We start from the raw sequence: 25,721 nt of genomic DNA on the forward strand, positions 1-25,721 counted from the left end.
GCTCACGCCCGGGCCGCCGGCCCGGGCGTGAGCGCCGCCCCGCGTCACCTTTCCCTCGTGCTGGTCACTTCTCGGTGAGCATGTCCTTGCGGAGCTTCGTGAGCAGCCGGGACAGCAGCCGGGAGACATGCATCTGGGAGATGCCGAGGTGCTCGCCGATCTGGGCCTGTGTCATCTCCTGGCCGAACCGCATCGCGACGATCTCCCGCTCCCGTTCGTCCAGCTGCTCCAGCAGCGGAGCCAGGGTGTGCAGGTCCTCGACCAGTTCGATGGCTGGGTCGACGTCCCCCTTGATGTCGCCGTAGGTGACCGTCTCGGCGCTGTTCTGGTCCGCGCCGATGGGCAGGTCGAGGGAGCCCGCCGTGTAGCCGTTGGCGGCTATGAGCCCCTCGATGACCTCTTCTTCGGTGAGTTCCAGATGCTGGGCGAGTTCGGCGACCGTGGGCTCGCGGTCGAGACGGGTGGAGAGCGCCTCGCGGGTCTTGGCCAGGGTCACGCGCAGTTCCTGCAGACGGCGCGGCACGTGGACGGCCCACGTCGAGTCGCGGAAGAACCGCTTGATCTCGCCGACGATGTAAGGGATGGCGAACGAGGTGAACTCGACCTCCCGGCTCAGCTCGAACCGGTCGATCGCCTTGATCAGCCCGATCGTGCCGACCTGGATGATGTCCTCCATCTCACCGCTGCCACGGTTGCGGAAGCGCTTCGCCGCGAAGTGCACCAGCGAGAGGTTCATCTCGATCAGGGTGTTCCGCGCGTACTGGTACTCGTGTGTGCCTTCTTCCAGCACCTGCAGCTGGTCGAAGAACAGAACCGCCAGCTTCCGTGCGTCCTTCGGTGCGATCTTCCCGGGGTCATCGATGAGCGGAAGGGCCGCGGGAGCGGCGGGCATGTCGTGTTCCGGAGCGGTGGAGAGCCGAGGGTGCTGCGTAGTGGTCGGCACGAGAGTCTCCCGGTGACGGATGTGTGTGGACAACACGGGAGGGCACCGACAGGGAACACCTCACGGCGGCCGATGCCGCTCCCATGAGTGTGTGCCTATCTGCCTAAGCACGCTGGTTCCGCTTCTGTCCCCGATCGGTGCTCTCAAACCCAGCCGTTTCCCCGTTCCCTGTTGGGGCCCGGCGGATCCTGTGTCGGGCCCCGACAGAGGGCTTCAGACCTGGTAGCGCCCCGGTGCGAAGAGGTGCAGATGCTCCGCCACCCAGGCGGACGTCCGTTCCAGGCCCTCCTTCAGGCCGACCTCCGGTTCCCAGCCCGCCCAGGTGCGGGCGCGGGTGTTGTCGGAGAGCAGGCGGTGGACCTCGCTGCCGGAGGGCCGCAGCCGCGCCGGGTCCACGACGATCTCGGCGTCCCGGCCGGAGGCGGTGATGAGGGCCTTCGCGAGGTCCCCGACCGAGATCTCCCGGCCGGTGCCGAGGTTGACGCTCTGTCCCAGCGCCCGGTCGCAGCCGGCCAGGGCCAGGAATCCGGCGGCGGTGTCGGTGACATAGGTGAAGTCGCGGGTCGGGGTCAGCGAGCCGAGGCGGATCTCCCGTGCCCCGGAGTGCAGCTGGGCGAGGATGGCCGGGATCACGGCCCGGGCCGACTGGCGGGGCCCGTAGGTGTTGAACGGCCGTACGACCGTCACCGGGAGCTCGAAGGCATGCCAGTGGGACAGGGCCATCATGTCCGCGCCGATCTTCGAGGCGGAGTAGGGCGACTGCGGCTGGAGGGGGTGGTCCTCGCCGATCGGCGCCGTCAGGGCGGTCCCGTACACCTCGCTGGTGGAGGTGTGCAGGAGACGCCGGACGGAGTGGCGGCGGCAGGCCTCGGCGATGTTCTCGGTACCGACGACGTTGGTCCGGACGTAGGCGCCCGGGGAGTCGTAGCTGTAGGGGATGCCGATGAGCGCGGCGAGGTGGAAGACCGTGTCGCAGCCCTGGACCGCGTCCATCACGCGGCCCGCGTCGCCGACGTCCCCGGCGATGAACTCGACCGGGCCGTGCGGGTCGTCGAGGTAGCGGGCCAGGTGGCCCTTGTCGGCGTACGGCTTGTAGTGGACGAACGCCCGGACGCGCGCGCCGCGTTCGACGAGCAGGTCCACGAGGGTGGAGCCGATGAAGCCTTCGGCCCCGGTGACGAGGACGGTACGGCCGGTCCAGTCGACGGCGGTGCCGGCCATGCCGGCGGTGGTGCTGGTCATGAGGTGAACTCCCTTGCTGTGGTGGGTTGTCCGGCGAGGCGGATGACGGTCTCCGCGAGCAGGTCGGCCGCCCGGGCGTGGTGTCCCGGGTCGGCGGCGCGCCCCATCGCGGCGAGCCGTGCGGGGTCGGCGAGCAGCGGTTCGACGATCTCGGCGAGGCGGTCGGCGGTGGTCTCCGCGTCGGGGACGAGGTGGGCCGCGCCCGCGTCGGAGAGGACCCGGGCGTTGTGCGTCTGGTGGTCGCCGGGGGCGTGCGGGTACGGCACGAGGACGGCGGGCACCCCGGTCGTCGCCAGCTCCGCGATCGTGGCCGAGCCCGCCCGGCAGACCACCAGGTCGGCGACCGCGTAGGCGAGGTCCATCCGGTCGAGGTACGGCACGGCCTGCGCGACGGGCCCCGCTCCGGCGTCGATGAGCTTCTGCCGGGTCTCCGCGAGCGCGGCCGGGCCCGTCTTGACCAGGAGGTGGACGTCCCCGCGGCCCCGCCAGCGGGCGGCGAGGCCCACGGCGGCGGCGGTGAGCCGGGCCGCGCCGAGGCTGCCGCCGTTGAAGAGGACGACCCGCGCCCCCTCGGGTATCCGGAAGGCGCGCCGGGCCTCCTCGCGCAGAGCCGGCCGGTCGAGGGCGGCCAGGGACGCGGCGATCGGCATGCCGACGGTCCGCGCCCGCTCGCCGCCCGACAGATGGGCACGGCTGCCGTCGAAGGCGACGGTGAGGTGTTCGGTGAGCCGGGCGGCGAACTGGTTGGCCCGGCCCGGGACCGCGTTGGACTCGTGGATCACGCTGGGCAGCCCGGCCATCTTCGCCCCGACGATCGCCGGGGCGCTCGGGTAGCCGCCCATCCCGACGACGACCTGAGCCTTCTGGGTGCGCAGGACCGAACGGGCCTGGGCACCCGAGCGCAGGAGGGCGGCCGGGAGGAGGAAGCGTTTCGCGCCGAGCGCGGGGTCGAAGGGGATCATGTCGACGGTGTGCAGCCGGTATCCGGCCGCCGGGATGAGGGCCGTCTCCAGACCGCGCTCGGTGCCGATGAAGGAGATGACCGCGTCCGGGTCGGAGCGGCGCAGGGCCTCGGCGAGGGCGAGGCCCGGGTAGATATGGCCGCCGGTGCCGCCCGCACCGATCACGACGGAGAGTGGTGTGCGCATGGCCGCCACTCTCGGGAAGCGGCTTAAGAGGGTTCTAAGAGTCCGGTTTGGCAGGCTTCAGGCATGAGCGGCAGGAGTGGCACGAGTGGCATGCGCGGAGCGGGCAGGATTCTGGTGGCCGAGGACGAGCCGGACGTACGGGCCGCCGTCGAGGACGGGCTGAGCGTCGAGGGGTACGAGGTCCGCGGCGTCTGCGACGGCCTGGCGGCCCTGTCGGCGGTGGCCGCCTGGGAGCCGGACGCGCTGGTGCTGGACGTGATGATGCCGGTGCTCGACGGTCTTGCGGTCTGCCGGAGGCTGCGGGCGATGGAGGACCGGACACCGGTGCTGGTACTGACCGCGCTGTCGTCGGTGAGCGAGCGGGTGGACGGTCTTGAGGCGGGGGCCGACGACTATCTGGTGAAACCCTTCGCCCTGGACGAACTGGTCGCGCGGGTCAGGGCGCTGCTGCGGCGGGCCGCGCCACCCGCCCCGGACCGGGACCTGGCCTTCGCGGATCTGACGCTGGACCCGGTGACGCGGACCGGGCGGCGCGGCGGCCGCCCGGTCGAGTTCAGCCGCACCGAGGCCGCCCTGCTGGAGCTGCTGCTGCGCCACCCGGGCCAGGTTCTGGCGCGTGAGGTGATCCTGGAGCGGGTCTGGGGCCAGGACTTCGGGCCCGACTCCAACTCGCTGGCGGTGTACGTGGGTTATCTGCGGCGGAAACTGGAGGCGGGCGGCGAGCCGCGCCTCGTCCACACCGTGCACGGGCTCGGCTACCGGCTGGACGTGGCGTGAGCGGGGTGCGGCGGCTGGGCGCCCGCTGGCGGCGCAGGCGGCCCCTGCGGACGCGGCTCGCGGTGGCGGCATCGGCGGCGGTGGCGCTGGTCGCGGTCGGGGTGTGTGCGGCGGCGTTCTTCGTCATCCGCTACGAGCTGCTGCACCAGCTCGACCTGTCCCTCACCCAGGCCGCGACCCGGGTGATCCAGGAGAACCGGGGCGAGGGCCCGCAGACCGTGGCGGGCGAGTGCCGCTACCTCTCCGCGCCCGCCTGCGCCCAGATCGTCCCGGCCGACCCGGCGGCGGATCCGGACGCGGCGTATCTGCTGCCCGTCGCCACCCCCGTACGCGAGGTGGCGGCGGGGACGCGGGCCCCGTACTACAGCAACGTCAGCCGCTTCGGGCAGCCGCTCAGGATGCTGACGACCCCGTTCGGGGACGGGAGGGCGCTCCAGGTGGCGCTGCGGGCGGACCCGGTGGAGAAGGGCGTGCGGCAGGCGGCCGTGCTGCTGGCGGCGGTCGGCGGGGCGGGGGTGCTCCTGGCGGGGCTGCTCGGGTACGCCGTCTCGCGGACGGGCCTGGCCCCGGTGGCCCGGCTGACCTCGACCGCCGAGCGGATCGCGGCCACCCGGGACCCGCGCCACCGCATCGAGCTGCCGCCGGGCCCGCCGGGACGCCAGGACGAGGTGACCCGGCTGGCGGCCAGCTTCAACACGATGCTCGGGGAGCTGGAGCAGTCGGTGAGCTCCCAGCGCCGGCTGGTCGCGGACGCCTCGCACGAGCTGCGGACCCCGCTGACGGCGCTGCGCACCAACGCGGAGCTGCTGGCGCGCGGCGACCGGCTGACGCCCGCGCAGCGCGAGCGGGCGTCGGGGGCGCTGGGGCGGGGCATCCGGGAGGTGACCGGCCTGGTCAACGATCTGATCGAGCTGGCCCGGGACGAGGAGCCGCTGCCGCTCCTGGAGGACGTGCGGATCGCGGAGGTGGTGGAGCACGCGGTGGCCGTGGCGCGGAGGCACTGGCCGCAGACCCCGTTCCCGCTGGAGGTGGGGGCGGGCGCGGCGGAGGCGGTCCGGCCGGGGGTCCCGGCCCGGCTGGCCCGGCTGCTGACGAACCTGCTGGACAACGCGGCCAAGTTCAGCCCGCCGGGCACTCCGGTGGAGGTCGGCCTGACCGCCCACGACGACGGCCTGGAGCTGACCGTCCGGGACCACGGTCCGGGGATTCCCGCCGAAGACCTCCCGTACGTCTTCGACCGCTTCTACCGTGCCGAGGCGGCACGCGCCCTGCCCGGCTCGGGTCTCGGTCTGGCGATGGCCCGGCAGATCGCCCGCGCGCACGGGGCGGAGCTGACGGCGGGGGCGGCGCCGGGCGGCGGGGCGCTGTTCACGCTGACGTTCGGTGCCCAGGGCCCGCCGGGACGTTCTCACGCGCCGTGAGCGCGCGGTCACAGCATCGCTCGCCCGCCCGGCGTCCCGGCCGCGAAGCCGTGCGGGGGCCTTGTGGAGCCCGGCACGCCGAAGAGATATCTTGATGTCAAGCAATGTTGCAGACGTGGAGCGGAGCACCCGGTGACTGACTCGACCATCATCTATACGCACACCGACGAGGCCCCTGCCCTGGCGACCTACTCGTTCCTGCCCGTCGTCGAGGCCTACGCCTCGACCGCGGGTGTCACGGTCGAGCGCCGTGACATCTCCCTCGCGGGCCGGATCATCGCCAGTTTCCCGGAGCACCTCAAGGCCGAGCAGCGTATCGATGACGCACTCGCCGAGCTGGGCGAGCTGGCCAGGACGCCCGGCGCGAACATCATCAAGCTGCCGAACATCTCGGCGTCGATCCCGCAGCTCAAGGCGGCCATCGCCGAGCTGCAGGAGCAGGGCTACGCGCTTCCGGACTACCCGGACGACCCGCGGACCGACGCGGAGAAGGACGTCCGCGCCCGCTACGACAAGGTCAAGGGCAGCGCCGTGAACCCGGTGCTGCGCGAGGGCAACTCCGACCGCCGCGCCCCCGCCTCCGTCAAGAACTACGCCAAGGCCCACCCGCACCGCATGGGCGCCTGGACGGCCGACTCGAAGACGAACGTCGCCACCATGGGCGTCGACGACTTCCGCTCCACCGAGAAGTCCGCGGTCGTCGCCGAGGACGGCACGCTCCGCATCGAGCTGCACGGCGACGACGGCACCACCACCGTGCTCCGCGAGTCCGTACCCGTCCTGAAGGGCGAGGTCGTCGACGCGGCCGTCATGCGCGTCGCCGCGCTGCGCGAGTTCTTCACCGCGCAGGTCGCCCGCGCCAAGGCCGAGGGCGTGCTGTTCTCCCTGCACCTCAAGGCCACCATGATGAAGGTCTCCGACCCGATCATCTTCGGCCACGCGGTCCGCGCCTTCTTCCCGAACACCTTCGCCAAGTACGGCGACCAGCTCGCCGCCGCCGGCCTCACCCCCAACGACGGTCTGGGCGGCATCCTCAAGGGCCTCGGCTCGCTGCCGGACGTCGGCGCCGAGATCCAGGCGTCCTTCGAGGCCGAGCTCGCCGAGGGCCCCGCCCTCGCGATGGTCGACTCCGACAAGGGCATCACCAACCTGCACGTCCCCAGCGACGTCATCGTCGACGCCTCCATGCCCGCCATGATCCGCACCTCGGGTCACATGTGGGGCCCGGACGGCAACGAGGCCGACACCATCGCCGTCCTCCCGGACAGCAGCTACGCCGGTGTCTACCAGGTCGTCATCGACGACTGCCGCGCCAACGGCGCCTTCGACCCCGCCACCATGGGCTCGGTGCCCAACGTCGGTCTGATGGCGCAGAAGGCCGAGGAGTACGGCAGCCACGACAAGACCTTCGAGATCCCCGCCACCGGCACCGTGCGCGTCGTCGACGCGAGCGGCGCGGTCGTGCTGGAGCAGGCCGTCGGCGCCGGCGACATCTTCCGCATGTGCCAGACCAAGGACCTGCCGATCCAGGACTGGGTCAAGCTCGCCGTCACCCGCGCCCGCGCCACCGGCAACCCGGCCGTGTTCTGGCTGGACGAGACCCGCGCGCACGACGCCAACCTGATCGCCAAGGTGACGACGTACCTCGCCGACCACGACACGGACGGCCTGGACATCTCCGTCAAGTCCCCGGAAGAGGCCACCGCCTTCTCCCTGGAGCGCATCCGCCGCGGCGAGGACACCATCTCCGTCACCGGCAACGTGCTCCGCGACTACCTCACGGACCTCTTCCCGATCCTGGAGCTGGGCACCAGCGCCAAGATGCTCTCCGTGGTCCCGCTGATGAACGGCGGCGGCCTTTTCGAGACCGGCGCGGGCGGCTCGGCCCCCAAGCACGTCCAGCAGCTCGTCAAGGAGAACTACCTCCGCTGGGACAGCCTGGGCGAGTTCCTGGCCCTCGCGGTCAGCTTCGAGCACCTGGCCACCACCACGGACAACGCGCGGGCCCAGGTCCTCGCCGACACCCTGGACCGGGCCACGGGCACCTTCCTCAACGAGGACAAGTCGCCGAGCCGTCGCCTCGGCGGCATCGACAACCGCGGCAGCCACTTCTACCTGGCCCTCTACTGGGCCCAGGAGCTGGCGCAGCAGACCGACGACGCCAAGCTCGCCGAGGCGTTCGCGCCGCTCGCCAAGACCCTGGCCGAGCAGGAGGAGACCATCGTCGCCGAGCTGGTCGCGGTGCAGGGCTCCCCGGCCGAGATCGGCGGCTACTTCCAGCCCGACCCGGCCAAGGCCGCGGCGGTCATGCGCCCGTCCGCCACGTTCAACAACGCGATCGCGTCCCTCGCCTGAGGTGACGTGAGCCGGGGGCGGCCGCGCCGCCCCCGTCCGTGACCGCCCCGGTCGGCCCTGGTGCCGGCCGGGGCGGTTCGCGTGTGCGCGCCCCCGAGCGGGTGGGATCGCGGAGCCGTACGGGGTTCGGAGCAATCCGGCGGCCTTCCGGTTCCGAATGAGGACCGTGAGGATCAATCGCACCGCCCTGACCCGCAACACCCTCGCCGCCCTGAGCGGACTGCTCGCCGGCTTCGCCGCGCTGACCGTCGCCGAACTCGTCTCGGCCGCCGTCAGACCCGAGGCGAGCCCCGTCACGGCGGTCGGCGGAGCCGCCATCGACCGCACTCCCACGGGGGTGAAGGACTGGGCGATCCGCACGTTCGGCGAGAACGACAAGATCGTCCTCCAGCTCGGCATCGTCGCCACGCTCGCCCTCTTCGCCGTCGCCGTCGGCCTGCTGGCGCTGCGCCACCGGCGTACGGGCTCCGCCGCCGTCCTGGTCTTCGGCGCGGTCGGCACGGCGGCCGCCGTCAGCAGGCCGGACTCCACCGGGTTCACCGACGGGCTGCCGTCCCTGGTCGGCGCGGTGGCCGGGGCGATCCTGCTGTACGTCCTCGTCGGCAGGCTCACCCGGCCGCGCACGGTCGCCGGGGAGGAGGGCGAGAGCGGCTGGGACCGGCGGGGCTTCCTCATCGCCGCCACCGCGGCGGCCGCCGCCTCCACCGCCGCCGGAGCCGTCGGCCGGGCGCTCAACGGCCGCAGCGCCCAGGACGCGGTCGCCTCCCGGGATGCCGTACGCCTGCCCGCCCCGGCTTCGCGCGCACAGCCGATCCCGGCGGGAGCACAGCCGAGGGCCCGTGGCATCAGCTCGTTCACCACGCCCAACGACAAGTTCTACCGGGTCGACACCGCCCTCGTGGTCCCCAAGGTCGACGCGAACACCTGGCGGCTGCGCATCCACGGAAAGGGCGTACGCCGGGATCTGGAGTTCAGCTACCAGGACCTGCTGAACCGCCCGCTGATCGAACGCGAGATCACCCTGTGCTGCGTCTCCAACGAGGTCGGCGGCCCCTACATCGGCCACGCCCGGTGGATCGGCGTCCGCCTGGCCGATCTGCTCAAGGAGGCCGGGGTGAAGCCGCCGTCCCGGGGCGGCGAGGCGGACCAGATCATCGCCCGTTCGGTGGACGGCATGACGCTCGGCACCCCCGTCGAGGACGTCATGGACGGCCGGGACGCGATGCTCGCCGTCGGCATGAACGGCGAACCGCTGCCGTTCGTCAACGGGTTCCCCGTCCGGATGCTCGTGCCCGGACTGTACGGGTACGTCTCGGCCTGCAAGTGGATCGAGGACATCGAGCTCACCACGTTCGACGACTACGACGCGTACTGGGTGAAGCGCACCTGGGCCCGGGAGGCCCCGATCAAGACCCAGTCCCGCATCGACACCCCCAAGCCTTTCGGGCGCCCCGAGGCGGGCACCGTCATCGTCGCCGGGGTGGCGTGGGCCCAGCACCGGGGCATCGAGAAGGTCGAGATCCGGGTCGACGACGGCCCTTGGAAGCCCGCACAACTCGCCGAGCAGGCCACCGTCGACACCTGGCGCCAGTGGACCTACCCCTGGAAGGCGACCCCCGGCAGCCACACCCTCACCGTCCGCGCCACGGACGGGACGGGCGAGACGCAGACCGAGAAGCGCACCAAGACCGTCCCGGACGGGGCGAGCGGGTGGCACTCGGTGGTCGTCAGCGTCGACTGACCGCGACGGCCCTCACGGGAGGAAGATCCTCCCCACGGCCTCCTTCAACCCGGCCACCGTCGGCGGGCGGAGACAGGCCGTCAGATGTCCGTCCGGGCGTACCACGAACGCCGCACCCTCGCCCGCCCCGTACTGGAGCGCGAACTCGCCCCGGCTGTCGTGGTGATGCGGGATGCCCGTCCACCGGTCCGGGGCGCCGGCGGGCAGGATCCGGTGCGTGTCCAACCGGCCGCCGGTCAACTCCCGTGCGGCGGAGGCGAGATCGAGGGGCGTCTCGCCGGCCGGGTGGTCCCCGTACACCAGCAGCACGTGCCCGCGGCCGCGCAGCACGTCGAAGAGGCGCACCGGGTGGGCGGCGATGTCCCCCGTGAGGCCGCCGCAGTCCGGGGCCCGGTCGCCCGGCCGCAGCGGGGCCGGGTCGTCCGGGGCGAGGGGCGTCACCAGTGGGCTCTCCCGGTAGCCGACCAGGAGCTGGGCCTCGCGCAGCAGCAGCGTCTCCCGGTCCGTCGGGTCCGCCTGCACCCCCTCGGCGGCGTGCCGGACGGTCCGGCCCACCACCTCCTCGCCGACCGGGTGCCGCTCGGCGTCGTAACCGGGGAGCACCTGCGGCCCCGCCGCGCCCTCGACGGCGAGCGCCAGCTTCCACGCCAGGTTGCAGGCGTCCTGGATCCCGGTGTTCATGCCCTGGGCGCCGGTCGGCGGATGGATGTGCGCCGCGTCCCCGGCGACGAACACCCGGCCCTCCCCGTACCGGTCCACCAGCCGGTGGCTGATCCGGAACACCGACGACCAGCGCAGCGCGGACGCGGTGACCGGCTCCGGCGCGAGCCGGTCCAGGACCTTCTGGATGTCGGGGAGCGCGGGGGCCGTACCGCCCTCCAGGCCGTGCGCCACCCCGTCACCGCCGCCCGCCGTCCCGGCCGCCTCCGCCTGCCGCGCGGCGGACAGCTCCGGCGGCACGAGCATCGACATCCGGTAGCGGCCGTTCCCCGGCAGGGGAATGCAGACCAGCAGATCGTCGATCGCCCCGTCCTCGCCGCGGTGCGTCGAGCGCACCCCGTACCCGGCCGGCAGATCCCACCCCACCTCCACATCGGCGAGCATGTACTCCTCGGGGAACGCGCCGCCCTCGAAGGTGAGCCCGAGCCCCTTGCGCACCGCCGAGTGCGCCCCGTCGCACCCCACCAGGAACCGCGAGCGGACCTCCACCTCGTCCCCGGACGTCGTCGTCAGCCGGCTGGTCACCCCGGCCGGATCCTGGGCGAACCCCACCAGCGCGGTCGACCGCTCGATCCCGGTCCCGTAGCGCCCGAGGAACTCCTCCAGAAGCCGTTCCGTGTCGCACTGCGGCAGCGCGGCGAAGCCGTACGGCACCTCGGGCGGCAGGACCAGCTCGACCCGGCCCTGCTCGGCCCCGTTCTCGTAGGTCAGCTGCCCGCGCATCGGGACCGCCGCGTCCAGCACCTCCCGCACCAGGCCCATCCGCTCGAAGAGCTCCAGGGTGCGCGGCTGGATGCCCACCGCCTTGGCGTACGGCAGCCGGGCGGGCAGCCGGTCCACGATCCGGCAGGCCACCCCGGCCCGCCGCAGCTCAGCGGCGAGCGTCAGGCCGACCGGGCCCGCACCCACCACGAGAACGTCGGTCGATTCGCTGCGTGGCACCGGGGTCTCCCGTCGTGGGCCCCCCGCGTACGGTCCCCTCCATCGTCCTGCCATCGGCGGCACCCGGCACCCGGGCGGCGCTCAGCCTCCCGCAGGCGGGGTCATCGCCCACCGGATGGTCCTGGTCAGGGCCTTCCCGGCGGGCCGTACGCACACCTCCTCGACCCCCGGCACCCGGGGCAGCCGCAACGGCTCCCGGGCCCACGGCGGGAGCGCGGCCACGGCGTTCGCGGCGAGTACGGCGTACGGGGGACGGACCGGCCAGGGCAGTGGCGGGTGCAGAAGGATGAAGCGGGCCGCGTCCAGGGCCTCCCGGGTGGCGCGCAGCTCCGGGCGGTAGGCGGCGATGCGTTCCGCCAGCTCCGCCCGGTCGTGCGGCGGGTCGGGGACGCCGAGGGCGTGGGCCACCGTCGCCATGTCGTGGATGTACCCGTCGCACCCGGCACCGTCCAGCGGCCGTGCCCCGTAGCGCTGATGGGCGCGGAGGAAGCTGTCCACCTCGGCGACGTGCACCCAGCACAGGAGGTGCGGATCGGCCGCGTGGTAGGGCTCCCCGGAGGACGCGGTCCCCCGCACCCGCTCGTGCACGGACCGTACGCGGTCCACCGCCTCCTGCGCGTGCTCGGCCGTGCCGAACGTGGTCACCGCCAGGAACGTGCTGGTCCGCTGGAGCCGCCCCCACGGATCGCCCTTGAAGCCCGAGTGGCCCGCGACGGCGGCCATGGCGAGGGGGTGCAGCGACTGGAGGAGCAGGGCGCGCAGCCCGCCGATGAACATGGACGCGTCCCCGTGCACCCGGCGCACCGGCCGGTCCGGGCCGAACCAGCGGGGGCCGGGGGTCTGGTGGATCCGGGCGCGGTTCTCCGGCCCGGAAGGCCCCGCCACCCGGGCGAAGAGGCTCCTGCCGAGCCGTTCCCGTACTCCGGAGCCGGACGCGGTCTTGTCCATACGACCCAGTATGCGGCGGCGCCCGCCCGCCCAGGGAGCCCTACGGCACCCTGGCCGTCCACTCCGGCGTGGCGAACTTGGTCCGTACGAGTTCCTCGGCGCGGGCCAGCTCGGCGTCGGTCACGCTTCCGGTGGTCAGGCCGTGACGCCTGCGGAACGAGTCGATCATCCGCTCGATCACCACCTGGCGCGGCAGTCCGGTCTGCCGGCGCAGCGGGTCCACGCGCTTCTTGGCCGACCGGGTGCCCTTGTCCGACATCTTCTCCTTGCCGATGCGGAGCACCTCCAGCATCTTGTCGGCGTCGATGTCGTACGCCATCGTCACGTGGTGCAGCACGGCCCCCGGCCCGCCGTCCGGCCCGACCACCCGCTTCTGCGCGGCCCCCGCGATCTTGCCGACCTCCGTGGCGATGTCGTTGAGCGGCTGGTACCAGGCCTTGATGCCCATGTCCGCGAGGGCTTCCAGGACCCAGTCGTCCAGATAGGCGTAACTGTCGGCGAAGGACAGCCCCGACACCAGCGCCTGCGGCACGGCGAGCGAGTACGTGATGGTGGAGCTGGGTTCGGCGAACATCGCGCCGCCGCCCGAGATCCGGCGTACGACGTCCACGCCGTGCCGCTCCACGCCCGTCGGGTCCACCTCGTTGCGCAGCGACTGGAAGCTGCCGATGATCACGGCGGGGGAGTCCCACTCCCAGACCCGCAGGGTCGGCGGCCGCAGCCCCGCCGCCACCTCGGCGGTGATCACCTCGTCCAGCGCCATGTGCAGCGCGGGAGACTGAGGCGCGTCGTGGATCAGCTGCCAGTCGTAGTCGCTCCACTCCGTGGCCTGCGCCAGCGCCCGGCGTACGGCGACGGCGACGCCCTCCGCGCTCAGTCCCAGCATCACCGTGGAGTCGGGCAGTGCCGCCTCGATCCGGGCCGCGAGCCCGGCGGTGTCCGTGTGGGCGGGGGCGCCCTCCAGCGCCGCGTCGATCGCGAGGATCGCCTCGTCCGGTTCGAGGAAGAAGTCCCCGGCGACCCGGACGTTCCGCAGCGCCCCGCCCGCCACCTCCAGGTCCACCACGACCAGCTTGCCGCCGGGAACCTTGTACTCACCGTGCACAGCGCCGCCTCCAGCTCTCTCCGATGGTCCGGCTCGCCGCATGGAGCCGGACACAACCGGATACAACGCTCATCGCGGAGTGAATCATCCCGGTACCCGACCCGCGCCGGCCTCTGCGGCGGCGCGGGTCAGCGGTGGATTCACCGGCGTGGCGGGTCGCGTCGCCGCGCACGGAAGGCGAGCTCAGCGGTGCGGCGGGTCCGCGTCGCCGCGCACCGAGGGCGGGCTCAGCGGTGCGTGAACTCCGCGGGCCGCTTCTCGGTGAACGCCTTCATGCCCTCCTTCTGATCGGCCGTCGCGAACACCGAGTGGAACAGACGGCGTTCGAAACGCACACCCTCCGCGAGCGTCGTCTCGAAGGCCCGGTTCACCGCCTCCTTCGCCATCATCGCGACCGGCGCCGACATGCCCGAGACCGTCCCCGCGACCGCGAGCGCCTCCTCCAGCAGATCCGCGTCGGGCACGATCCGGGAGACGAGCCCGGCCCGCTCCGCCTCCTCGGCGGCCATGTTCCGGCCGGTCAGGCAGAGGTCCATCGCCTTCGCCTTGCCGACCGCCCGGGTCAGCCGCTGGGAGCCGCCGATGCCCGGGATCACGCCGAGCCGGATCTCCGGCTGGCCGAAGACCGCCGACTCCGAGGCGATCACCAGGTCGCACAGCATCGCCAACTCGCAGCCGCCGCCCAGGGCGTAGCCCCGTACGGCGGCGATGGTGGGCGTGCGCAGCTGACCGAGCCGGTCCCAGGCGGTGAACCAGTCGCTGAGATACATGTCCATGTAGCTCTGCGGCTGCATCTCCTTGATGTCCGCCCCGGCCGCGAACGCCTTCTCCCCGCTGCCGGTGATGACGATGCAGCCGACGTCCGGGTCGCGGTCGAGCGCCTCCGTGGCCTCGACGGTCTCCCGCATGACGTCCAGGCTCAGCGCGTTGAGCGCCTTGGGGCGGTTCAGGGTGAGCAGGGCGGTACGGCCGCGTCGCTCGACGAGGATGGTGCTGTACGGGCCCGGGGTGGACGCGTGCTTGTCGTTCTCGCTCACGGGGTGGCGCCCTTCTCTGTGTCGCCGGTGGTGGCGGAAGCGGCCCGGATGGCCCGGACGATCCCGGAGAAGTCCTGGTCCGCTCCGTCGCCTTCCGCGAACTTGGCGTACAACTCGGCTGCCCGCAGCCCCAGTTCGGCGTCGACCCCGCCCGCGCGCACCGCGTTGGCGGCCAGCCCGAGATCCTTGGCCATCAGCGGGGCGGCGAACCCGGGGCGGTAGTCGCGGTTGGCCGGGCTGCCCGGGACCGGGCCGGGGACCGGGCAGTTGACGGTCAGCGCCCAGCACTGGCCGGACGCCGCCGACGCCACGTCGAACAGCGCCTGATCGGAGAGGCCGAGGCTCTCGGCGAGCACGAACGCCTCGCTCACGGCGATCATCGAGACGCCGAGGATCATGTTGTTGCAGATCTTCGCGGCCTGCCCGGCGCCCGCCGCCCCGCAGAGCACCGCCTTCTTCCCCATCACCGACAGCAGCGGTTCGGCCTCCGCGAACGCTCCCTGCTCACCCCCGGCCATGAAGGTGAGTGTGCCCGCCTCGGCCCCGACCACCCCGCCGGAGACCGGGGCGTCCAGGGAGCGGTGACCGGCCGCCGAGGCCGCCGCGTGGGCAGCACGGGAGTCGGCCACATCGATGGTCGAGCAGTCGACGAACAAGGTGCCCGGCCGGGCGGCGGCGAGCAGCCCCTCCGGCCCGTACAGGGAGAGGACATGGCGGCCCGCGGGCAGCATCGTGATCACCACGTCGGCGATCGCGGCGGCCTCGGCGGCGCCGGCCGCCCGCTCCACCCCGTTCGCCGCGGCATCCGCCAGGGCTGACTCGACGAGATCGTGGCCGAGCACCCGGTGTCCGGCGCGGACGAGGTTGGCGGCCATCGGGCCGCCCATGTGGCCCAGTCCGATGAAGGCGACGGTCGTGGTCACCAGGGCACCTCCTGCGGTGAGTCGGGTACGGCGAGGGACAGCCCCTCGTCGCCGGTCGGTGCGAAGTACCGGGCCACGTCCGCGTCCGTGACCTCCACGAGCGTGCCGGGCGACCACCGGGGCGTCCGGTCCTTGTCGATCACCTGGGCCCGGATGCCCTCCACCAGGTCGGGGGAGGAGAGGGCGGCACCGGAGACGCGGTACTCCTGCTCCAGCACCTGTTCCAGCGGGCCGAGTTCGCGGGCCCGGCGCAGCGCGGCGAGGGTGACCTTCAGTGCGGTGGGGGAGCGGCCGAGGACCGTGGCAGCCGCCTCCTGGGCCGCCGAGGCGTCGGAGGCGACCAGCCGCCCCACGATCTCCTCGACCGTGTCGGCGGCGTAACAGTCCTCGATCCAGGCCCGGTTGTCCTCCAGCACCCCGGGGGGCGCCTCCCGTACATGGCGGTGCAGCACCTGGGGGACCTCCTCCGTCCGCAGCGCGGCGAGGAACGCGGGCAGCTCGTCCGCCGGTACGAAGTGGTCGGCGAGCCCGCACAGCAGCGCGTCCCGGGCCCCCACCACCGCGCCCGTCAGGGCGAGATGGGTGCCCAGCTCCCCGGGGGCCAGCGCCAGCAGATACGTCCCGCCGACATCCGGCACGAAGCCGATCCCGGTCTCCGGCATGGCCACCTTGGACCGCTCGGTGACGATCCGGACGCTGCCGTGCGCCGAGACGCCGACCCCGCCGCCCATCACGATGCCGTCCATGACCGCCACGTACGGCTTGGGGTAGCGGGCGATCCGGGCGTTGAGCCGGTACTCGTCGCGCCAGAACGCCGCCGAGGCCTTCCCGCCCACGCGGGCGTCCTCGTAGATCGACCGGATGTCGCCGCCCGCGCACAGACCGCGCTCCCCGGCCCCGGTGATGACGACGGTCCCCACCTCGGGGTCGTGCTCCCACCGGTCGAGCGCCGCCGCGATCGTCTCCACCATCGTGTGGGTGAGGGCGTTCAGCGCCTTCGGGCGGTTCAGGGTCACCATCCCCGTACGCCCCTCGGTGTGCACGAGCACGTGCTCCTCGGTCATCGCAGGGCTCCCGTCAGGCTCCGGGCCACCATGACGCGCATGATCTCGTTGGTCCCTTCCAGGATCTGGTGGACCCGCAGGTCCCGGACGATCTTCTCGATGCCGTACTCGGCCAGATAGCCGTAGCCGCCGTGCAGTTGGAGCGCCCGGTCGGCCACCGAGTAGCCGGTGTCCGTCGCGAAGTGCTTGGCCATCGCGCACAACTGCGGTGCGCCGACGGTGTTCCGGTCGAGCGCCTCGGCGGCCTGCCGCACCAGGGCCCGGGCGGCGGCCAGTTCGGTCGCCATGTCGGCCAGCCGGAACTGCAGCGCCTGCGCGTCCAGCAGCCGGCCGCCGAACGCCTCCCGGTCCGCGAGGTGGGCCAGGCTGCGGTCCAGGGCGTTCTGCGCGCCGCCCAACGAGCAGGCGGCGATGCCGAGCCGGCCGCCGTTCAGCCCGTTCATCGCGATGCGGAAGCCGCCGCCCTCCTCGCCGAGCAGCCGGTCGGCCGGGATGCGCACCCCGTCCAGCAGGACCTGCCGGGTGGGCTGCGCGTTCCACCCCATCTTCTTCTCGTTGGCCCCGAACGACATCCCGGGATCGTCCCGTTCGACGACGAACGCGGAGATGCCGCGCGGCCCGTCCTCGCCGGTGCGGGCCAGCACGATGTAGACGTGCGAGGCGCCCGCCCCGGAGATGAACTGCTTCGTCCCCGTCAGCACGTAGTGGTCGCCGTCGCGCACCGCGCGGGTGCGCAGCGCCGCCGCGTCGGACCCGGCGCCCGGCTCGGTCAGGCAGTAGCTGCCGAGCCGCTCCATGGTGCAGAGCCCCGGCAGGTAGCGGGCCCGCTGGTCCTCGGTGCCGTAACGGTCGATCATCCAGCCGACCATGTTGTGGATGGACAGATAGCCCGCGATGGAGGGGCAGCCGGTGGCCAGGGCCTCGAAGACGAGGACCCCGTCGGAGCGGGTCAGCTCCGACCCGCCGAGGTCCTCCCGTACGTAGACGCCGCCGAGGCCGAGCCCCGCAGCTTTTCGCAGGACGTCGACGGGGAAGTGCTTGTCCTGGTCCCAGGCCACCGCGTGCGGGGCGAGGTGCTCCTGGGCGAAGTCCAGGGTCGTCTCGACGACGGCGAACTGGTCGTCGGTGAGGAGCGTGGTCACGGTGCTCATCCCATGGTCGGAATCGTGAAGCTCGCGCCGTCCCGGATTCCCGAGGCGGGCCAGCGCGAAGTGACGGTCTTGGTACGGGTGTAGAAGCGGATGGCGTCCGGGCCGTGCTGGTTCAGATCGCCGAAGCCGGACCGCTTCCACCCGCCGAACGTGTGGTACGCCACCGGCACCGGGATCGGCACGTTGACGCCGACCATGCCGGTGTCGACGCGGCGCGTGAAGTCGCGGGCGGTGTCGCCGTCGCGGGTGAAGAGCGCGACGCCGTTGCCGTACGGGTGCTCCGAGGGCAGCCGCAGGGCCTCCTCGTAGTCCGCCGCACGGACGACGGACACCACCGGGCCGAAGATCTCCTCCTGGTAGATCCGCATGTCCGGGGTGACCCGGTCGAAGAGGGAAGCGCCCGCGAAGAAGCCGTCCTCGTGGCCCTTCAGGGTGAAGTCCCGCCCGTCCACGACCAGTTCGGCGCCCTCCTCGACGCCGAGGTCGACATAGCCGCGGACCCGGTCCACCGCGTCCCGGCCCACCAGCGGCCCGAAGTCGGCGTCCGGGTCGTCCGAGCGGCCGATCCGCAGCTCGGCGATCCGCTCGGTGAGCCGGGCGACGAGCGCGTCGGCGGTGGCCTCGCCGACCGGCACGGCCACCGAGATCGCCATGCACCGCTCGCCCGCCGAGCCGTAGCCGGCGCCGATCAGCGCGTCCACCGCCTGGTCCAGGTCGGCGTCCGGCATCACGATCATGTGGTTCTTCGCCCCGCCGAAACACTGCGCCCGCTTGCCGTGGGCGGCGGCGGTGGCGTAGATGTGCGCGGCGATCGGCGTCGAGCCGACGAAGCCGAGCGCCTTGACGCGCGGGTCCTCCAGAAGGGTGTCAACGGCCTCCTTGCCGCCGTTGACGACATTGAGGACGCCCGGCGGAAGCCCCGCCTCCAGGAACAGTTCGGCCAGCCGCAGCGGAACCGACGGGTCGCGCTCCGACGGCTTCAGGATGAAGGCGTTTCCGCAGGCCAGGGCGGGGGCCGCCTTCCACAGCGGGATCATCGCGGGGAAGTTGAACGGGGTGATGCCCGCGACCACTCCGAGCGGCCGGCGCAGCGAGTGGACGTCTATCCCGGCGCCCGCGTTGTCGCTGAACTCGCCCTTCAGCAGATGGGGGACGCCCGCGGCGAACTCCACCACGTCCATTCCGCGCGCGATGTCGCCGTGCGCGTCGGCCACGGTCTTGCCGTGCTCGGAGGAGAGCAGCCGGGCCAGGGAGTCCTTCTCCTTCTCCACCAGCTGGAGGAAGCGCAGCAGCACACGGGCGCGGCGCTGGGGGTTCCACTCGCCCCACTCGCGCTGCGCCTCGACGGCGTCGGCGACCGCCGCCTCGGTCTCGGCCCGGTCGGCCAGAGGAACCCGGGCCTGCACCCGGCCGGTGTTGGGATCGAAGACATCGCCATAGCCGCCCGAGGTGCCGGACGTGTGCTTGCCGCCGATGAAATGGGTGAGTTCGCGGACCATGGAGACCTGCTCTCGTCGGTGAGATCGTCAGGAGAGATCCGGGGATGGCGCACGGCTGCCACCGGCCCACGCACCGGTCGGGTGCACGGGGGCGCGGAAGGGCTGCCGCCGGAGGGGGGCGCGAAGGGCGGAGGCCGTCAGGGGGCGGGGAGAACCGCTCGCCGGGACGTGCCTGCGGGGCCGTGGGTGCGGACCGGTGCCATGCGTGTCTGCTCCATCCTCGTGGAAACACGGAACATCCCGCGGCCGGTATCCTGACTCCCGGATCGACGCCCGTCCCCCTGCCTTCCCGACGGCTGCTGCACCGTCAGTGGCGTGTCCTGCGAGGACGGACTCCCCGGTCACAGTGGCGGGACCGCGCCGGAATCACACCGGCTTCCCTGACACCACGGGCCTTGAGGGCGATCAGCTGCACACCGACCACCCCGCTGCTCACGAACATATAGTTGGACGTCCTAGTAAGTCCACCCCGCCTCGCCCCTGGCATGATCGGCCGACATGGCAGACAAGGCAGACATGGCACATGCCGGCGAGGCCCCCCGGCACGTCCTCGTCATCGGCATCGGCGCCGGTGACCCCGACCACCTGACCCTCGCCGCGGTGAAGGCCATGCGCCGGGCCGACGTCTTCTTCGTGCTCGGCAAGGGCAGGGAGAAGGAGTCGCTGACCCGGCTGCGGCGCGACATCCTCGACGAACACCTCACCGGCCCCTACCGCGTGGTGGAGGCCGGTGACCCGTGGCGCGACCGCACCCAGGAGGATGCCGCGCGCTACACCTCGGCGGTGCACGACTGGCGCCACCGCCGCGCCGACATCTGCGAACGCCTGATCATCGAGGAGCTCGCACCGGGGCAGTGCGGAGCCTTCCTGGTGTGGGGCGACCCGGCCCTGTACGACAGCACCCTCGCGATCCTCGACGACATCCGGGGGCGCGGCACGGTGGAGTTCGGCCACGAGGTGATTCCCGGCATCAGCAGCGTCTCCGCCCTCGCCGCCCGGCACCGCGTCACCCTGAACCAGGTCGGCCGCCCCATCCACATCACCCCCGGCAGACGGCTGGCCCAGGGCTTCCCCGAGGACGACGGCGACATCGTCGTGATGCTCGACGGCCATGAGACCTTCACCCGTCTGACGGGCCGGGGCCTGTGGATCCACTGGGGCGCGTACATCGGCACCCCCGACGAGATCCTGGTCTCGGGCCCGCTCGACGAGGTGGCCGACGAGATCAGCCGCGTGCGCGCGGAGGCCCGCGAACGGCACGGCTGGATCATGGACACCTATCTGCTGCGGCAGGGGCCGAGCGATGAGAAGGCGGCGGCCGGCGAGGAGACGGCGGGCCGCCCGGCGGACGGCGCGGACGGTTCGGTGGGCGGCCCGCTCGGCTGACCGGCCGGCGTCAGCGTCGGGACTCGTGTTCCCGGATGACGCCCAGCCCATGACCGAGGCTCGGGCACTCGGCGCTCAGGTCGTCACCGCGCACCAGGTAGTTGTCCACCCGGCCGTCCGTCGGCCGCTCGACGGCGCGGTACTGCGTGCCGTTCACGGTGATCGTCCAGTCGTCGCCGTCCTGGGCCCACCCGACTGTCTTCTTCATATGACGTCTTCCGTTCCTCGATCGGCCCTCCGGGGATCGGCAGGGCCGTGTAGTGGGAAGAAGAACGGCTTGTGACGCTCCGTGGTTCCGCATTCCCCTACGCCATTCGGTTACATCTGGGTCACTGCCTCCGCACAGTCGAGACGGGCGACCTGACCGACAGTCAGGGAGCGGGTGGCGAACAGTCGAACGGTCGGGGAACCCATGACGCACACCACTGGGTAGACACTGTCTACTCGGTGGTGCTAGAAGTTCTCCATGGAGGACGGAACCCCGCTGCGGGAACGACTGGTGGACATCGGCGTCGAGATCGTGGCGGCCGAGGGGACCGCGGCGCTGGGGCTGCGGGAGATCGCCCGGCGTGCCGGTGTCTCGCACGGTGCTCCGCGCCGCTACTTCCCGACCCACCGCTCGCTGCTCTCCGCCATCGCGGGACGCGGGTTCGACGCCTTGAAGGACCGGCTCGACACCTCCCTCCGGCCGGACGGCGACCCGCGCGCCCAGGTGTGTCTCCTCGCCGACGTCTACGTCGGTTTCGCCGTCGAGCACCGCCCGATGTTCGAGCTGATGTTCCGCCACGACCTGCTGGACGGCGGCGACGAGGCCGACGGCCGGCCCAGGCTGCGGGAGAAGACCCTCCCGCTGTTCGCGTCGCTCGTCGCCCTGGTCGCCCGGCACCAGCAGACCGGAGCCGCCCGCCGGCCGTCCCCCGGACCCGAGCCCGCCCCGGATGTCGTGGCCGCCGCCCTCTGGGCGAACCTCCACGGCGTCGCCCAACTGTGGAGCTGGGGAAGCCTGTCGCTCACCCTCGACGCCCCCTCGCCGGGCGACCCGCACGCCCACGAGAGCCTGGCGCCGCTGATCGCCCGGACCGTCGACGCCCACCTCGGACCGGCGAACCCGTGACCGGCGCCGCGACCGCCTCCGTCCGGCCCCGCCTCGCCCTCGCGGGCAGCATCGCCGGGGCGATGATCGTCGCGCTCGACGGCTCCGTCCTCTTCGTGGCCCAGCCCAGCCTGCAGCGCGATCTCTCCGCGAGCCTCGCCCAGGTGCAGTGGACGAGTACGGCCTACCTCCTCGCGGTGGCGAGTCTTCTCGTCCTCGCCGGACGGCTGGGGGACCGGTACGGCCACACCCGTCTGCTCCTCACCGGATCGCTCGGCTTCGGGGCCGCGTCCGCGGGCATCGCCGTGGCGCCCTCGGTCGGCTGGGTCATCGCGCTGCGCGCCGTACAAGGCGTGTGCGGAGCCCTGCTGCAGCCCGCGACGCTGGCGCTGCTGCGCCAGGTCTACCCGCCCGACCGGCTCGGCCCGCCGGTCGCCCTGCGGACCAGTGCCATCGGGGCAGCGGCAGCCGCCGGTCCGCTGCTCGGCGGCTTCCTGGTGGAGCAGTTCGGCTGGCGGTCCGTGTTCGTCATCAACGTGCCCGCCGCGCTCGTGATCGGCCTGCTCTGCCTGGCGGCCCGCGTCCCGGCGGCCAGGGGTGACCGGGACGCATCCCACCGCCTGGAGGCGGGCGGAGCTCTCCTGCTCGCGGTCGCCCTCGCCCTTCTCGTGAACGCCCTGGCCGGAGTGGAACTGCACGGCTGGACCGACGGGCGCACGGTGGGAGGGCTGCTCGCCGCGTCCGCCGCCGCGGCTGTCCTCGTCCGCCACCAACGCCGCAGCCACCATCCCCTGGTGCCCGCCGCGGTCGCCCGGTCGGTGCCGGTCACCGCCTCCATGGCGATGCTGCTGTTCACCGCGAGCGGCATGTTCGGCGCACTCTTCGTCAGCACGTACTTCCTGCAGTACGCGCTGGGCCTGGACCCGCTCGACAGCGTCCTGCGCAGCCTGCCCCTGACGGCGATGATGATCGTCGGCGCCCCGCTCGCGGGGCGGCTGCTGCGCGTGCTGGGGGCGCGGACCACCGCGCTCGGCGGCGTCCTGCTGGTCGTTCTCGGTACCGGATGGCTGGCCGGGACCGGCAGCGGCACCGGACCGGTGGTGATGGGCGCGGCATTCGCGCTGCTGGGCGCCGGATACGCCACGGTGATGGTCACGGCCACCGGGACGGTGGTGGGCGACGCGCCGACCGGATACGCCGGAGTGGTGGGCGGTCTCAAGCAGACCGCCGTGAACATCGGTCCCGTGCTCGGCATCGCCGTCGCCGCCGGTCTGCTGCCCGCGGCCGGCGGCGTACGGGCTCAGAGTTGGGAGGGGGCGATGAGTACGGCGCTCCTGGTGCTCGCCGCGACGGCCGCGCTCGCGCTGGTCCCGGCCGCGTTGCTGCCGGGCGCGCGCACCGGACCGCCCCCGGGCGACACGGGCCGGGGACGGCCGGAAAAGGCCGCCCCGTGTCTCACATCACCGTCCGAAGTGTGAACAACGATGTGCGCCCGGCGGTCGTCCGCTTAGGCTGACCGGTGCAGCTGGTTCGCCCTGTCCGCCAGACAGGGTGTCGTAAGAGGGAACCCGGTGGGAATCCGGGACTGCCCCGCAGCGGTGAGTGGGAACGACCGCCGTCATCAGCACTGGACCCGACCGGGTCCGGGAAGCGACGGCCACTAGGTGTCTGCCCCGGCAGACGTGCCCGCGAGTCCGAAGACCTGCCCGTTGCCCGCACGCGACCGTTCGCGTGCGGAGATCTCGGTGACCTCGTGGGCGGGTCGGCGGAACCATCAGGTGGACGGGCACGGTTCGACGTGGCCCGGAGTCCGCCCGATGCGTCATCCCTTCGCGTCCGCGTCCCGTCCCGGGATCTGCACCGCAGACACGCTCGCGAAGGAGAGTCACGTGACAGCGAAGCCCGCAGCCGCGGCAGCACGGGCCACCGTGTACGGCTACCCCCGCCAGGGTCAGAACCGTGAACTGAAGAAGGCCATCGAGGGCTACTGGAAGGGCCGCGTCACCGCGGACGCCCTCCGGCAGACCGCCGCCGAACTGCGCCGGGGAACCTGGCAGCAGCTCGCCGAGGCCGGTGTCCACGAAGTGCCGACCGGTGATTTCTCGTACTACGACCATGTCCTGGACACCAGCGTCATGGTCGGCGCTGTCCCCGAGCGGCACCGCGACGCGGTCCGCGCCGACGCCCTCGACGGCTACTTCGCCATGGCCCGCGGTACGCAGGACGTCGCGCCGCTGGAGATGACCAAGTGGTTCGACACCAACTACCACTACCTGGTGCCCGAGTTGGGCCCGGACACGGTGTTCACCGCCGACTCCGCCAAGCAGGTCGCCGAGTTCAAGGAGGCCCTCGCGCTCGGCCACACCCCGCGCCCGGTCCTCGTCGGTCCCGTCACCTACCTCCTGCTCGCCAAGGCAGCCCCCGGTGTGGCCGCCGACTTCGAGCCGCTGACCCTGCTGGACCGGCTCCTGCCCGTGTACGCCGAGGTCCTCGCCGATCTGCGTGCGGCGGGCGCCGAGTGGGTCCAGCTGGACGAGCCCGCCCTCGTCCAGGACCGCACCCCGGCCGAGTTGAACGCCGCCGCCCGTGCCTACCGCGACCTCGGCGGACTCACCGACCGGCCCAAGCTGCTGGTCGCCTCCTACTTCGGGCGGCTCGGCGAGGCACTGGCGGTCCTGGCCAAGGCCCCCGTCGACGGGCTCGCGCTCGACTTCACCGAGACCGGCGCGGGCAATCTCGACGACCTCGCGGCCGCCGGGGGGCTGCCCGGCAAGCGGCTGGTCGCCGGTGTCGTCAACGGCCGCAACATCTGGATCAACGACTACGAGAAGTCCCTCGCGACCCTCGGTACCCTGCTCGGCCTCGCCGACCGGGTCGACGTCTCCGCCTCCTGCTCCCTGCTGCACGTCCCGCTGGACGCGAAGGCCGAACGCGACATCGACCCGCAGATCTCCCGCTGGCTCGCCTTCGCCCGGCAGAAGACCGAGGAGATCGTCGTCCTGGCCCGCGGTCTGGCCTCCGGCACGGACGCCATCGCGGGCGAACTCGCCGCCAACCGGGCCGACCTGGCCTCCCGCGCCGATGCCGCGATCACCCGCGACCCGGCCGTACGCGCCCGTACGGCCGCCATCACCGACGCGGACGGGCGCCGTTCCCAGCCGTACACCGAGCGGACGCTCGCCCAGCGGGCGCACCTGGGGCTGCCGCTGCTGCCGACCACCACCATCGGGTCGTTCCCGCAGACCACCGAACTGCGCACCGCGCGGGCCGACCTGCGTGCGGGACGGATCGACGAGGCCGGGTACGAGGAGCGCATCAAGGACGAGATCCGCGAGGTCCTCTCCTTCCAGGAGAAGGCCGGGATCGACGTCCTCGTGCACGGCGAGCCCGAACGCAACGACATGGTGCAGTACTTCGCCGAACAGCTCACCGGTTACCTCGCCACCCAGCACGGCTGGGTCCAGTCCTACGGCACCCGTTACGTCCGCCCGCCGGTCCTCGCCGGGGACATCTCGCGACCCGAGCCGATGACGGTGCGCTGGACCGCGTACGCGCAGTCGCTCACCGACCGCCCGGTCAAGGGCATGCTCACCGGGCCGGTCACCATGCTCGCCTGGTCCTTCGTCCGCGACGACCAGCCGCTCGGCGAGACCGCCCGCCAGGTCGCCCTCGCCCTGCGCGACGAGGTGAACGACCTGGAGGCGAACGGCACTTCGGTGATCCAGGTCGACGAACCCGCGCTGCGCGAGACGCTCCCGCTGCGCACCGCAGACCACGCCGCGTACCTGGAGTGGGCGACGGAGTCCTTCCGGCTGAGCACCAGCGGGGTGCGGCCGGAGACCCAGATCCACACCCACATGTGCTATGCCGAGTTCGGTGACATCGTCCAGGCCATCGACGACCTCGACGCCGACGTCATCAGCCTGGAAGCCGCCCGCTCCCACATGCAGGTCGCCCGCGAACTGGCCGGCCACGGCTACCCGCGCGAGGCCGGACCCGGCGTCTACGACATCCACTCTCCCCGCATCCCCAGCACCGAGGAGGCAGCAGCCCTGCTCCGCAAGGGACTTGAGGCCATCCCGGCCGAGCGGCTGTGGGTGAACCCCGACTGCGGCCTGAAGACCCGTGGCTGGCCCGAGACCCGGGCCTCCCTGGAGAACCTGGTCGCCGCCGCGCGGGAGATCCGCGCGGAGCTGCCCACCGGAGCGGCGTGATCCGGGCCCGGT

At 72.6% G+C, this 25,721-nt stretch carries 20 protein-coding genes and 2 riboswitches; of the genes, 8 read left to right on the forward strand and 12 right to left on the reverse strand.

The window, feature by feature from the left end; translation table 11 throughout:
• Positions 1-64: 64 nt before the first annotated feature.
• The 3 genes from WQO_RS29160 to murG all read right to left on the reverse strand — a co-directional run bounded on the left by WQO_RS29160 (position 65) and on the right by murG (position 3,333).
• On the reverse strand, positions 65-892 hold the full coding sequence (locus tag WQO_RS29160; RefSeq protein WP_010064046.1) for an RNA polymerase sigma factor SigF: 828 nt from the start codon (positions 890-892) through the stop codon (positions 65-67).
• Positions 893-1,156: 264 nt separating this feature from the next.
• Positions 1,157-2,185, reverse strand: a complete 1,029-nt coding sequence (locus tag WQO_RS29165; RefSeq protein ID WP_010064045.1) for a GDP-mannose 4,6-dehydratase — start codon at positions 2,183-2,185, stop codon at positions 1,157-1,159.
• Entirely contained in the window at positions 2,182-3,333 is a 1,152-nt protein-coding gene (gene murG, locus WQO_RS29170) for an undecaprenyldiphospho-muramoylpentapeptide beta-N-acetylglucosaminyltransferase (RefSeq protein WP_010064044.1), read from the reverse strand. Before murG ends, WQO_RS29165 begins: the two co-directional genes overlap by 4 nt.
• Before the next feature lie 90 nt (positions 3,334-3,423).
• Here murG and WQO_RS29175 point away from each other — a divergent pair, with 90 nt between their 5' ends.
• The 4 genes from WQO_RS29175 (at position 3,424) to WQO_RS29190 (ending at position 9,627) form a co-directional block, all read left to right on the forward strand.
• A complete protein-coding gene (locus WQO_RS29175; protein ID WP_010064042.1) occupies positions 3,424-4,110 on the forward strand; it encodes a response regulator transcription factor in 687 nt (228 codons plus the stop codon).
• The gene (locus WQO_RS29180; RefSeq protein WP_010064041.1) at positions 4,107-5,531 is read left to right on the forward strand and encodes a sensor histidine kinase; all 1,425 of its coding nucleotides are present in this window, start codon (positions 4,107-4,109) and stop codon (positions 5,529-5,531) included. Before WQO_RS29175 ends, WQO_RS29180 begins: the two co-directional genes overlap by 4 nt.
• A gap of 132 nt (positions 5,532-5,663) precedes the next feature.
• A complete protein-coding gene (locus tag WQO_RS29185) occupies positions 5,664-7,886 on the forward strand; it encodes an NADP-dependent isocitrate dehydrogenase (RefSeq protein ID WP_010064040.1) in 2,223 nt (740 codons plus the stop codon).
• A 157-nt stretch (positions 7,887-8,043) separates the two neighbouring features.
• Positions 8,044-9,627, forward strand: coding sequence for a molybdopterin-dependent oxidoreductase (locus WQO_RS29190; protein ID WP_058954138.1), 1,584 nt, complete (start codon positions 8,044-8,046; stop codon positions 9,625-9,627).
• A gap of 12 nt (positions 9,628-9,639) precedes the next feature.
• Here WQO_RS29190 and WQO_RS29195 read toward each other — a convergent pair whose 3' ends face one another.
• From WQO_RS29195 to WQO_RS29230, 8 genes are all read right to left on the reverse strand, one after another.
• On the reverse strand, positions 9,640-11,289 hold the full coding sequence (locus WQO_RS29195; protein WP_010064037.1) for an FAD-dependent monooxygenase: 1,650 nt from the start codon (positions 11,287-11,289) through the stop codon (positions 9,640-9,642).
• A gap of 81 nt (positions 11,290-11,370) precedes the next feature.
• Positions 11,371-12,237, reverse strand: a complete 867-nt coding sequence (locus WQO_RS29200) for an oxygenase MpaB family protein (protein WP_010064036.1) — start codon at positions 12,235-12,237, stop codon at positions 11,371-11,373.
• Positions 12,238-12,277: 40 nt separating this feature from the next.
• Positions 12,278-13,342, reverse strand: a complete 1,065-nt coding sequence (locus WQO_RS29205; protein ID WP_010064035.1) for a lipoate--protein ligase family protein — start codon at positions 13,340-13,342, stop codon at positions 12,278-12,280.
• 227 nt (positions 13,343-13,569) lie between these two features.
• Positions 13,570-14,379, reverse strand: a complete 810-nt coding sequence (locus tag WQO_RS29210) for an enoyl-CoA hydratase (RefSeq protein WP_010064033.1) — start codon at positions 14,377-14,379, stop codon at positions 13,570-13,572.
• Positions 14,376-15,302, reverse strand: a complete 927-nt coding sequence (gene mmsB, locus WQO_RS29215) for a 3-hydroxyisobutyrate dehydrogenase (protein ID WP_010064031.1) — start codon at positions 15,300-15,302, stop codon at positions 14,376-14,378. The genes WQO_RS29210 and mmsB overlap by 4 nt, the downstream gene beginning before the upstream one ends.
• Positions 15,299-16,366 (reverse strand): enoyl-CoA hydratase/isomerase family protein, encoded by a 1,068-nt coding sequence (locus tag WQO_RS29220; protein WP_010064030.1) that lies wholly within the window; start codon positions 16,364-16,366, stop codon positions 15,299-15,301. Before WQO_RS29220 ends, mmsB begins: the two co-directional genes overlap by 4 nt.
• A complete protein-coding gene (locus WQO_RS29225; protein WP_010064029.1) occupies positions 16,363-17,517 on the reverse strand; it encodes an acyl-CoA dehydrogenase family protein in 1,155 nt (384 codons plus the stop codon). The genes WQO_RS29220 and WQO_RS29225 overlap by 4 nt, the downstream gene beginning before the upstream one ends.
• Complete coding sequence (locus tag WQO_RS29230) at positions 17,514-19,016, reverse strand: CoA-acylating methylmalonate-semialdehyde dehydrogenase (protein WP_010064028.1); 1,503 nt, start codon at positions 19,014-19,016, stop codon at positions 17,514-17,516. Before WQO_RS29230 ends, WQO_RS29225 begins: the two co-directional genes overlap by 4 nt.
• 227 nt (positions 19,017-19,243) lie before the next feature.
• Positions 19,244-19,422, reverse strand: a riboswitch (cobalamin riboswitch).
• Between the two features lie 92 nt (positions 19,423-19,514).
• Between WQO_RS29230 and cobF the strand changes: the two genes are divergently transcribed.
• Entirely contained in the window at positions 19,515-20,402 is an 888-nt protein-coding gene (gene cobF / locus WQO_RS29235) for a precorrin-6A synthase (deacetylating) (RefSeq protein WP_029182682.1), read from the forward strand.
• A 10-nt stretch (positions 20,403-20,412) separates the two neighbouring features.
• Here the strand turns inward: cobF and WQO_RS29240 are convergent, their stop codons facing one another.
• Positions 20,413-20,610 carry a hypothetical protein gene (locus WQO_RS29240; protein WP_010064026.1) on the reverse strand — a complete coding sequence of 66 codons (198 nt, stop codon included), beginning with the start codon at positions 20,608-20,610 and terminating at the stop codon, positions 20,413-20,415.
• Positions 20,611-20,868: 258 nt separating this feature from the next.
• Here WQO_RS29240 and WQO_RS29245 point away from each other — a divergent pair, with 258 nt between their 5' ends.
• The 3 genes from WQO_RS29245 (at position 20,869) to metE (ending at position 25,709) form a co-directional block, all read left to right on the forward strand.
• Complete coding sequence (locus WQO_RS29245) at positions 20,869-21,516, forward strand: TetR/AcrR family transcriptional regulator (RefSeq protein ID WP_010064025.1); 648 nt, start codon at positions 20,869-20,871, stop codon at positions 21,514-21,516.
• 62 nt (positions 21,517-21,578) lie between these two features.
• Positions 21,579-22,973: an MFS transporter gene (locus tag WQO_RS29250; RefSeq protein WP_050992369.1), complete on the forward strand. Its 1,395-nt coding sequence runs from the start codon at positions 21,579-21,581 to the stop codon at positions 22,971-22,973.
• Positions 22,974-23,004: 31 nt separating this feature from the next.
• Positions 23,005-23,219, forward strand: a riboswitch (cobalamin riboswitch).
• A gap of 165 nt (positions 23,220-23,384) precedes the next feature.
• On the forward strand, positions 23,385-25,709 hold the full coding sequence (gene metE, locus WQO_RS29255) for a 5-methyltetrahydropteroyltriglutamate--homocysteine S-methyltransferase (RefSeq protein WP_029182681.1): 2,325 nt from the start codon (positions 23,385-23,387) through the stop codon (positions 25,707-25,709).
• Positions 25,710-25,721 lie beyond the last annotated feature (12 nt).

Origin of the sequence: Streptomyces globisporus C-1027, from assembly GCF_000261345.2 — a bacterium.
GTDB lineage: Bacteria > Actinomycetota > Actinomycetes > Streptomycetales > Streptomycetaceae > Streptomyces > Streptomyces pakalii.

What these genes read in the sequence shown, in the direction of transcription:
- WQO_RS29245 (WP_010064025.1), top strand. Translation starts at nt 20,869, where the DNA reads ATGGAGGACGGAACCCCGCTGCGGGAACGACTGGTGGACATCGGCGTC.
- WQO_RS29230 (WP_010064028.1), bottom strand. Translation starts at nt 19,016, where the DNA reads ATGGTCCGCGAACTCACCCATTTCATCGGCGGCAAGCACACGTCCGGC.
- WQO_RS29175 (WP_010064042.1), top strand. Translation starts at nt 3,424, where the DNA reads ATGCGCGGAGCGGGCAGGATTCTGGTGGCCGAGGACGAGCCGGACGTA.
- murG (WP_010064044.1), bottom strand. Translation starts at nt 3,333, where the DNA reads ATGCGCACACCACTCTCCGTCGTGATCGGTGCGGGCGGCACCGGCGGC.
- WQO_RS29190 (WP_058954138.1), top strand. Translation starts at nt 8,044, where the DNA reads ATGAGGACCGTGAGGATCAATCGCACCGCCCTGACCCGCAACACCCTC.
- WQO_RS29250 (WP_050992369.1), top strand. Translation starts at nt 21,579, where the DNA reads ATGATCGTCGCGCTCGACGGCTCCGTCCTCTTCGTGGCCCAGCCCAGC.
- WQO_RS29200 (WP_010064036.1), bottom strand. Translation starts at nt 12,237, where the DNA reads ATGGACAAGACCGCGTCCGGCTCCGGAGTACGGGAACGGCTCGGCAGG.
- WQO_RS29225 (WP_010064029.1), bottom strand. Translation starts at nt 17,517, where the DNA reads ATGAGCACCGTGACCACGCTCCTCACCGACGACCAGTTCGCCGTCGTC.
- cobF (WP_029182682.1), top strand. Translation starts at nt 19,515, where the DNA reads ATGGCAGACAAGGCAGACATGGCACATGCCGGCGAGGCCCCCCGGCAC.
- WQO_RS29160 (WP_010064046.1), bottom strand. Translation starts at nt 892, where the DNA reads ATGCCCGCCGCTCCCGCGGCCCTTCCGCTCATCGATGACCCCGGGAAG.
- WQO_RS29240 (WP_010064026.1), bottom strand. Translation starts at nt 20,610, where the DNA reads ATGAAGAAGACAGTCGGGTGGGCCCAGGACGGCGACGACTGGACGATC.
- WQO_RS29165 (WP_010064045.1), bottom strand. Translation starts at nt 2,185, where the DNA reads ATGACCAGCACCACCGCCGGCATGGCCGGCACCGCCGTCGACTGGACC.
- WQO_RS29220 (WP_010064030.1), bottom strand. Translation starts at nt 16,366, where the DNA reads ATGACCGAGGAGCACGTGCTCGTGCACACCGAGGGGCGTACGGGGATG.